This window comes from Gemmatimonadota bacterium (assembly GCA_016209965.1).
Classification (GTDB): Bacteria; Gemmatimonadota; Gemmatimonadetes; order Longimicrobiales; family RSA9; genus JACQVE01.
The window spans coordinates 1-9054 of record JACQVE010000191.1; the positions used below are offsets into that span (position 1 = coordinate 1).

The following is a 9054-nucleotide window of genomic DNA, read 5'->3' on the forward strand; positions in this document are numbered from 1 at the left end:
GATCATCGCGTCCAGGTCCTGGCGGCCGGCGGCTAGGGCGAGGCGGAGCACCCGGTCGCGCGTGACCTGGCTCAAGTGCATCACCATCCCCCAGTCCAGAAATACCAGGGCTCCGTCCGCCGCGACCAGGATGTTCCCGGGATGCGGGTCGGCGTGGAGGAATCCTTCGACCAGCATCATCTGCAGGTATACTTCGGTCAGCGCATCCATCAGCTTGCGGAAGCTGAGCTCCCCACTGGCAAAGCGGACGGTGAGCCGATCCACCTTGTCGCCCTCGACCCACTCCATGACCAGCACACGCCGGCGCGTGAACTCCTCGTAGACGCGTGGCGCACGCACGCGCGGGTCACCGGCGAAATGCCGCTGAAACAACGCCATGTTCGCCGCCTCCTGCCGGAAATCCATTTCCTCGCGCACCCGCACACTGAACTCGCGGATCACGTTGGTGAGGGCGCGCACATGGTGGTTGGGGAAGAGTATGTTCAGCAGGAATAGCACGCGGAACGAGATGTCCAGGTCGACCGCGACCAGCTCCTCGACAGCGGGACGAAGCACTTTCACCGCCACCCGCTCGCCGCGCAGCGACGCGGCGTGCACCTGCCCCAGGCTGGCCGCGGCTATGGGCTCGCGCTCGAAGCCGGTGAACACGGCCGAAGCCGGCGCGCCCAGCTCGCGGCTGATCACCGCCTCGATCGCGTCCGGCGGGTCGGGCGGCACGCGGTCCTGCAGGCTGCTGATGGCGGAGAGGTACGGCTCGGGCAGGATGTCCGCGCGGGCACTGAAGACCTGGGCCAGCTTGATGAACGTGGGGCCGAGAGCGGCAATGGCAGCGCTCAGCCGGGCAGCGCGGCGCTCGTGGCGGGCGGCGGGCAGCACTCGCCTCGCGCCGAACAGGATCCAGCGGCGCCGGTCGCGCAGGAAGGCCAGGACGAACGGGGAGAGGCGGCGGACGATGGCGAACGCGCGGCGCCAGCGCCTCATAGCAGCAGGACGGTCGCGAGGCTGAGCAGCAGGAAGAAGCCGGCCAGGTCGGTGCAGGTGGTGACGAAAACCGAGGAGGCGACGGCCGGATCGACGCCCAGCCGCTCGAGCAGGATGGGCACAAACGCGCCCGCCACCGAGGCTACCACGAGGTTCCCCCACATGGCCAGCAGCACGACCAGCCCGATGCGCGCCGTGCCCAGCCAGAAGTAGCCCAGCGCGGCCAGCAGGCCGCCCAGCACGGCGCCCAGCGCCGCGCCATTCACCAGCCCGACCAACAACTCCTTGAGCGCCACGCGCCAGCGCCGGCCCGTGCTCTCCTCGGTCAGCGCCAGCCGGCGCACCGTCACGGCGAGCACCTGCGTCCCCGCGTTGCCGCCCATACCGGCCACCACGGGCATGATCACGGCGAGGAGCACCACTGCCTCGATGGTACGCTGGAAGATGTAGACGACCGACGCGGCCAGGGAGGCGGTCACCAGGTTGACCAGCAGCCAGGGCAGGCGACTGCGCACGGCGTCCAGCCAGCCGCCCCGCACTTCCTCCTCCGCCACCACGCCACCCAGCCGCAGGATGTCCTCCGTCTGCTCCGCCTCCATCACGTCAATCACGTCATCCCACGTGATCCGGCCCAGCAGCACGTTGCCCGGCCCCACCACGCCTACCGAGGGAATATTGTAGCGGCCGATGATGCGGCCCACCTCCTCCTGGTCCAGATCCGCCGGCACGGTGGCGACCGGCGGCTGGACGAGCTCGCGCAGCCGCGTCTGCGGCTCGGCCAGCACCAGATCCTGGAGGCTCACCGTCCCCAGCAGGCGCCGGAACAGGTCGACGACGAAGATGGTGTAGAATTCGCCACCCAGCTCGAGGGCCTGACGGCGTACTTCCTCGATTGCTTCCCGCGCCGTCAGGTGCACGGAGACGGCCACCAGCTCCCGGGTCATGATGCCGCCGGCCGACTCCTCGTCGTACTTCAGCAGCTCGCGCAGCTCGGCAGCCTCGAGGTGGGGCAGCGAGGCGAGCACCCGGGCCTGCTCGTCCGGCGGCAGCTCGCCGATCAGGTCTACAGCATCGTCGTCCGCCAGTTCCGAGATGAGCTCGCCAATCCGCTCGGGCTCGAGCGCCACGAGCAGCTCCTCGGGGTGCTCCTCGCTCTCCATCTCAGCCAGCGTTTCCGAGGCGACCTCGGCAGGAAGCAGGCTGAGCAGGTGGATGCGGTGCTCCTCGTCCAGCTCCGCCACGAGATCGGCCAGATCGCTGGGATGAAACTGGCTGACCAGCTCGGCCAACCCGTCCGTCTGTCCGCTGGCAAGCAGGTCACGGAGCTGGCCGAGCCGGTCCCCGAGTTCCTCGGCCGGGCGGAGGTCAGGCTTGCTCACACAGGCCTCGCAGCGAGCTGCTCCTCGGGCGTCACCGACCCCGCCGAGAGCACGTAGGTAAAGGCCTCCTCCACCGTCATCGACAGCACGGTCACCTGGCTGCGCGGCAGGATGACCAGGTACCCCGACGTGGGGTTAGGCGTGGTAGGCACGAAGACCGTCACCGGGTCGTCAATGTAGGCGGAAACCACCGCGGGCGCCGGCGCCGTGATGAAGCCAATGGACCAGCGGCCGGCGGACGGATACTCGATCAGCGCCACCAGGCGGAACGGGCGCTCCCCTTCGCCGAAGAGCGTGCGGGCAATGCGGCTGGAGGCGCTATAAATGCGCCGGGCCAGCGGGATGCGCTCGAGCAGCGTGTGCCACCAGGCGAGGATGCGCGAGCCGATGGCACGCTCCGCGATCCAGCCCACAAAGAGCAGCAGAAGGAAAAGGGCCAGCAGGCCGAGGCCGGGCACACGCTGGCCTAGCGCAGGATAGAGGAACCTGCCCAGCAGGCCGTCCAGCCAGTGAAAGATCCACCACAGCACGAACGCCGTGACGCCCACCGGCGCAATGACGATGAGCCCGGCGATGAGGTGGCGGCGCCAGGCGCGAGCCAGGGAGCGGGTCACCCCATCTCCATTACCCTCCGCACGATCCGCTCTTGCACTTCCCACATCCCGCTCTGCTCACGGTCCCGGCCCCTGGGATGCTCGTACCCCAGGACGTGCAGCGTGCCGTGGATCGCCAGCCGGGCCAGCTCCTCGTCCGGTGTCACGCCTACCGCTGCTGCCTGGCGCAGCGCCTGCTCGTAGCCGATGTAGATGTCGCCCAGCGGCGGCTCACCCGCCGAGTACAGCGGGAACGCGATCACGTCCGTCGTCGTGTCCCGGCCCAGGTAGCGCCGGTGCAGTTCGATCATAGCCGGATCATCGAGCAGTGTGAGGGAGACCTGGCCGCCAGCTTCGGCGCAGGCGTCCAGCGTCGCCCGGGCCGCCCGCGCGACCAGCGCTTGCAGCGCGCGGCTGGGAGGCCGCGTCCCCGGCTTGCGCGCGCCGCCGCCCCGCCGCAGGCTCGCCGCTACGCTGACCCGGATCCGCCGCCTCACCCGGCCGGGGCCGAAGAATCGCTCGGGATAAGCGGCATCGCCGTCGCCTCGACGCCCGCATCGCGACCGCTCGGATAATCGATGCGGCTGTGGTACATCCCCGCCAGCACCGACACGAACTGCTGCTTGATCCGGGCGAGGTCGCGCAGGGTGAGCGGCGTCTCGTCCAGTTCGCCCTGCTTCACCCGCGCGTCCACCAGCCGGTCGACCAGCTCCTGGATGCGCTCGGGCGCGGGGTCCGGCAACGCCCGGGCGGCCGATTCGACGGTGTCGGCCAGCATCGCGATCGCCGTCTCCTTCGATTGCGGCTTCGGCCCCGGGTAGGTGAACTGCCCCGCGTCCAGCTCGGCGTCCGGGCTGAGCTCCCGCGCCTGGTCGAAAAAGAAGCTGATCGGCTGCGTCCCATGGTGCTCGGCAATGAAGGCGGCGACGCAGGCGGGCAGCTTCGCCTCCCCCGCCAGCCGTAATCCATCGACCACGTGGCTGCGCACAATCGCCGCCGACGTGCCGGGCTTCAGCTTGTCGTGCGGATTGCGCCCCTGCGGCTGGTTCTCCACGAAGTACTGCGGCTTCAGCATCTTGCCAATGTCGTGGTAGTATACGCCGACCCGGGTGAGCAGCTCGTTCGCGCCCACCGCACGCGCCGCTGCCTCCGCCAGGTTCGCCACGCTGATGGAATGCGCGTACGTGCCGGGCGCTTCCATCGAGAGCCGGCGCAGCAGCGGCCGGTTGAGGTCCGTCAGCTCGAGCAGGCTCTGGTCGGTAGTGATGCGCGCAAACGCCTCGAGGAGCGGCAGGAAGCCGATGGCGATGAGCGCACTGCCAATCGCGTTGAGCGTGCCCCAGCCGGCGGAGCCGAAGACTTCGAACAGCTCCCGCGACCTGAGCAGGCCCAGGCTGGCCGCGCCGGCCAGGTAGGCGCCTGCAATGATGGAGATGAACACCCAGATCTGCGAGCGGCGGCGTACGACGCGCACGCTCAGCGCAGCGGCGGCCCCGCCGATGACCAGTGTGAAGAGCACGGAGCTGCCCAGGAAAGGCGTCTGCCCGGCGAGGAGCACGGCCAGCACAAGGGCCAGGCTGAGTGCCAGCCGTCCGTCCCACAGCGTGGCCACGATCATGGCGGGCAGCGCAATGGGGATGAGTTCCGGCGGCGCCCGGCTGCTGGCGAGCAGGGCGGAAATGGCGACGGTTGCCAGGATCAGCGCCGCGATCACGAGCACGTGGCGGAAATCCTGATAGACGGCCGGCCGGTAGAAGTAGACGAGCAGTCCGAAGATCAGCAGGATGAGCAGGTTGAACAGGAACGCCCCCGCCGCGCGCGCACGGCTGCCGGCGGCATCGCCCAGCCGGCCCAGCCGCACGAGTTCATCCCGGTAGGCGCGCAGCCTCTCGAGCTCCCGCTCGCGGATCTGCTCGCGTGCGCCCACCACCTTCTCCCCCCGAACCACATGCCCCTTCACGGTCGACACCGCCTGGCGCGCGCGCGCGCGTGTCGCTTCCGTCTCTTCGCGGTCCAGACGGATGCTGGGCTCGAAGAAGCGGATCAGCACCAGGCGCTGCAGCTCGACCAGCCCGGGCGGGGCGCTGCGTGGCAGGTGCCGTCCGGCTCGCTCGTAGAAGCGCTGGGCAGTGAGCAGAGAAGTGCGCGCCACCAGCTCTTCCCGCCCGCCGCGCCGCAGCCGGAGCTGCGGCGCCGTCTCATCCTCGAGGTCGGCAGCCGGCACGAACCCGGCCGGCAGCTCCTGCCGGATCGCCTGCTCGAGCGAGCGGGCCAGCAGGGTGCGCTGGCGCGCGGAGCGCAGCAGCTCGACCGCTTCCTCCGTCACCGCGAAACCGTAGGAGGCGAGCACTTCCCTGAGCTGTGCCCTGACCCTCAATTCGCCCGCTGCCGGCGCCGCCGCACTGTCCACTCGGGTGAGGAAGGAACGGATGCGCCTGAGCAGCGTATCGGCCGCGGCAGGCTGGTGCTCGAAGGTGGGCGCTACCGCAGACGCAGCCTCCGTCTGCTCCCGCCCCAGCTCCTCCGGGGACTTGTAGATGGGAAAGCCCACCTGTGCAATGACATCCCGCTCCGCCACCATCCCCTTGTCCAGCACCGGGAAGTCCGGCACCGACGCCGCCGGGAAAAGTACCTGCGCGATCACCGCAAGTACCACGAGCACGCCGACGCGGGCGCCGTGGTGCACGGCGCCCGCCGGCCAGCGCCGCTGCGGCCGCTGGCTCAGCCCGGTGAGGGCTGCGCGTACGCCCTGGTCCAAGACCTCAGCACTCCGGCGTATCGCCGTCCGCCGCGGCGTACGCCTTGATGATGTCCTGAACCAGACGATGGCGCACCACGTCGACGCCCTGGAGATAAGTGAAATGGATGCCTTCGATGCCCTGCAGGATGCGCTCGATCTGCAAGAGCCCCGACTCATCGCGCCGGGGCAGGTCGATCTGTGTCTTGTCTCCCGTGATGACCGTGCGCGAGTTCACGCCCAGGCGAGTCAGGAACATCTTCATCTGCGCCGTCGTCGCATTCTGCGCCTCATCCAGGATGACAAACGCGTCCGCCAGGGTCCGGCCGCGCATGTAGGCCAGCGGCGCAATCTCGATGGTCCGCGCCTCGAGCGCCCGGCGCACCCAGTCTGAGGGCATCATGTCCTCCAGCGCGTCGTAGAGCGGCCGCAGGTACGGATCTACCTTCTCCTGCAGGTCGCCGGGCAGGAAGCCCAGGTTCTCGCCCGCCTCGACCGCCGGCCGCGCCAGGATGATGCGCTTGACCCGGCTCTTCCGCAGGGCGTCCACGGCCATGCCCACGGCCAGATAGGTCTTCCCCGTCCCGGCCGGCCCGATAGCGACCACGATCTCGTTGCGGCTGATCGCCTCCAGGTACAGACGCTGGCCCTCCGACTTGGGCGCGATCACCTTGCGCGAGCCGGACAGGAAAATGCGCTGCTCCTGGGCCGCCGACGCCGTGGATTCCGGGAAGCTCCCGTCACCCGCCGCCTCGAAGCTGCGCCGGATCTCCTCGACCCCGAAGGCTACGCCCAGCCGCGCCATTTCCACCAGCCGCTGCGCCACCGGGATCGCCCGCTCGACGCCCGCCAGCTCGCCCGACAGGATCACGGAATCGTCCCGCAGGATCACGCGGCAGCGGGCCAACCGGGCCAGTTCCTGCAGGTTGACATCGTTGACGCCGGCCAGCAGGAGGTAATCCGCCCCCTCGGCCATTACGCGGTGCTGAATGACGGTGCTCTCCACTTCGACAGTCAGCTCCTTTCTCCATTTCGAATCGTCAGATGCAGTTCCCCGAGCTCCCCCTCGCCCACGGGTGCGGGCGCGCCCTCGAACAGCGCCCGGGCCGCCGTGGTCTTGGGAAACGCGATCACCTCGCGCAGACTCCCGGCGCCGACCAGCAGCATGATGAGCCGGTCGAAGCCGAAGGCGAACCCGCCATGCGGCGGCGCGCCGTGCCGTAATGCTTCGAGCAGGAATCCGAACTTCTCCTCTGCCTCAGCATCCGGCAGCGAGAGCGCCCGGAACACGTGCCGCTGGAGCGCGGGGTCGTGAACGCGGATCGAGCCGCTGGCCATCTCGTGGCCGTTGTAAACCACGTCATAGGAGCGCGAACGTAAGCGCTGGGCGAACAGCTCCTGGGCGGAGCCCGAGTCCAGCACCCCATGCTCCGTGAAACGCACCAGTGTGGCTATGTCTTCCGCGTGCGGCATGGCAAAGGGATTGTGCGCCGCGACCAGCCGTCCCGCTTCCACGTCCCAGTCGAACAGCGGGAAGTCCGTGATCCACACCCAGCGGTGTACACTGGGATCAAGCAACCCCAGCCGTTCCGCGAGGTGACGCCGCACCGCGTCGAGCGCGCGCTCGGCGCCGCCCAATCGCTCCGCGTCCGTCGCGCCCAGGTGACTCTCGGCCACCAGCGGCAGGGCGCGGAAGTGGCCCACCACGACCACCAAGAGGTCGCCGGCGCGCAGGCCCGTGGTTTCCAGGAAGCGCTCGGCGACCCCACCTTCCAGCGCCCGGGCGAAGGGGCCAGACACCCCTTCCTCGGTGCGGCGCAACCACAACGCGCCGGCGCCGCCGGCCGCCTTGGCGACCTGCGTCAGCTCATCCAGCTCCCTGCGCGACAACGTGGCGCCACCCGTGGCCAGGATACCCCGGATCCGCGCGCCGGTGCCTGCGCTATCACGGAAAATCCGGAACTCCGTGGCCTGCAGCAGTGCGGTCAGGTCCTGAAACTCCATGCCGAAGCGCAGGTCGGGTTTATCGGTTCCGTATTTCTCGAGCGCCTCGCCATAGGTCAGCCGCGGGAACGGCGTGGCCAGCTCGATGCCGAGCAGCTCGCGCCAGATCGAGGCTACCATGCCATCGCCTATGCGGAAGATGTCTTCCTCCTCGACAAAAGACATCTCGGCGTCGATCTGAGTGAATTCCGGCTGGCGGTCCGCGCGCAGGTCCTCGTCGCGCAAGCAGCGCGCGATCTGGAAGTAGCGGTCGAACCCCGCCACCATCAGGAGCTGCTTGTAGAGCTGCGGCGACTGCGGCAGCGCGTAGAACTCGCCGGCGTGTATGCGGCTGGGCACCAGGTAATCGCGCGCCCCCTCGGGCGTGCGCCGCGTAAGCATGGGCGTCTCGATCTCGAGGAACCCGGCGTCGGAGAGATAGCGGCGCACGATCTGGAGCACGCGATGCCGCACGGCCAGGGCACGCTGCAGCTCCTCCCGGCGCAGATCGAGGTAGCGGTAGCGCAGCCGTAGCTCTTCGGCCGGCAGCTCCTCCTCCGGCCCCCGTGCCACGGGGATGGGCGGCGCCTGCGCCCCGCCCAGCACCTCGAGCGCCTTCACGTGGACCTCGATCTCGCCCGTCGGCATCTCCGGGTTCACGTTCCCGGGCGGCCGCCGGACGACCCGGCCTTCCACCGCGATGACCGTTTCCGCCCCCAGCCGCCTGCCCTCGGCTAACACATCCGGCGGCGTCCAGTCCGGCCCCAGCGAGAGCTGCACGCGTCCAGAGCGGTCGCGCAGCTCGAGGAAAATGAGACCACCCAGATCCCGACGCCGGTGGACCCAGCCGGCCAGCCGGACCCGGTCGCCGGCATCCTCCGCGCGCAGCACGCCGGCCATCGTGCTGCGCAAGGCGGTGGGGAAGATGTGACTCATGGACCAGCGCCCTCGTGGTGGGGAACCCGCCTCCGGCGCTGCGCCTGGCGACTCACAACGGCCACCCGCGCGTCACGCCTGCCCCGCGGCGAAAGGGGGCACCAGTCGCCCGCCGGGGCCCAGGAAGCCCAGGCCCACACCCAACCCGTCGGCCGCGAGGTCCAGCAGCTCCGTCGTCCTGCCGGGCACGACTTCCTGATGCAGTTCATCCAGGATTCCCACGAGCAGCGCCCCCATGAGAGGCCAGACCCACGCCGGTCGCCGCCCTGCTGCGCGCCAGCCGCGCCCCGCCAGCAGACCGAGCAGGCCGTAAAGCAGGAGGTGCGCCAGCTTGTCCAGCGGGAAGGGCGAGGCGACGGGGGGCAAGTCCGGCCGGCTGCCCAGAAGAAGTAGAAACGCCGCCCAGACCGCGGCGGGTGCATAAGCCAGCAAGCGGCTCCTCAAC

At 69.6% G+C, this 9054-nt stretch carries 8 protein-coding genes; all 8 read right to left on the reverse strand.

Annotation, left to right across the window (positions count from 1 at the left end; genetic code table 11):
• Positions 1-981 (reverse strand): AarF/ABC1/UbiB kinase family protein (locus tag HY703_07695; GenBank protein ID MBI4545060.1); only part of this gene is annotated, 981 nt, incomplete at its 3' end.
• Positions 978-2360 (reverse strand): magnesium transporter, encoded by a 1383-nt coding sequence (mgtE, locus tag HY703_07700; GenBank protein ID MBI4545061.1) that lies wholly within the window; start codon positions 2358-2360, stop codon positions 978-980. The genes mgtE and HY703_07695, both read right to left, overlap by 4 nt.
• A complete protein-coding gene (locus HY703_07705; GenBank protein ID MBI4545062.1) occupies positions 2357-2974 on the reverse strand; it encodes a DUF502 domain-containing protein in 618 nt (205 codons plus the stop codon). Before HY703_07705 ends, mgtE begins: the two co-directional genes overlap by 4 nt.
• Positions 2971-3450: an rRNA maturation RNase YbeY gene (gene ybeY / locus HY703_07710; protein MBI4545063.1), complete on the reverse strand. Its 480-nt coding sequence runs from the start codon at positions 3448-3450 to the stop codon at positions 2971-2973. The genes HY703_07705 and ybeY overlap by 4 nt, the downstream gene beginning before the upstream one ends.
• Positions 3447-5711: an HDIG domain-containing protein gene (locus HY703_07715; GenBank protein ID MBI4545064.1), complete on the reverse strand. Its 2265-nt coding sequence runs from the start codon at positions 5709-5711 to the stop codon at positions 3447-3449. The genes ybeY and HY703_07715 overlap by 4 nt, the downstream gene beginning before the upstream one ends.
• Before the next feature lie 4 nt (positions 5712-5715).
• Positions 5716-6666, reverse strand: a complete 951-nt coding sequence (locus HY703_07720; protein ID MBI4545065.1) for a PhoH family protein — start codon at positions 6664-6666, stop codon at positions 5716-5718.
• A gap of 38 nt (positions 6667-6704) precedes the next feature.
• Positions 6705-8609 carry an aspartate--tRNA ligase gene (gene aspS / locus HY703_07725; GenBank protein ID MBI4545066.1) on the reverse strand — a complete coding sequence of 635 codons (1905 nt, stop codon included), beginning with the start codon at positions 8607-8609 and terminating at the stop codon, positions 6705-6707.
• A 72-nt stretch (positions 8610-8681) separates the two neighbouring features.
• Positions 8682-9054, reverse strand: a 373-nt coding sequence (gene vanZ / locus HY703_07730) for a VanZ family protein (protein ID MBI4545067.1), incomplete at its 5' end; no start/stop codon positions are given.

What these genes read in the sequence shown, in the direction of transcription:
- HY703_07720 (MBI4545065.1), bottom strand. Translation starts at nt 6,666, where the DNA reads ATGGCCGAGGGGGCGGATTACCTCCTGCTGGCCGGCGTCAACGATGTC.
- aspS (MBI4545066.1), bottom strand. Translation starts at nt 8,609, where the DNA reads ATGAGTCACATCTTCCCCACCGCCTTGCGCAGCACGATGGCCGGCGTG.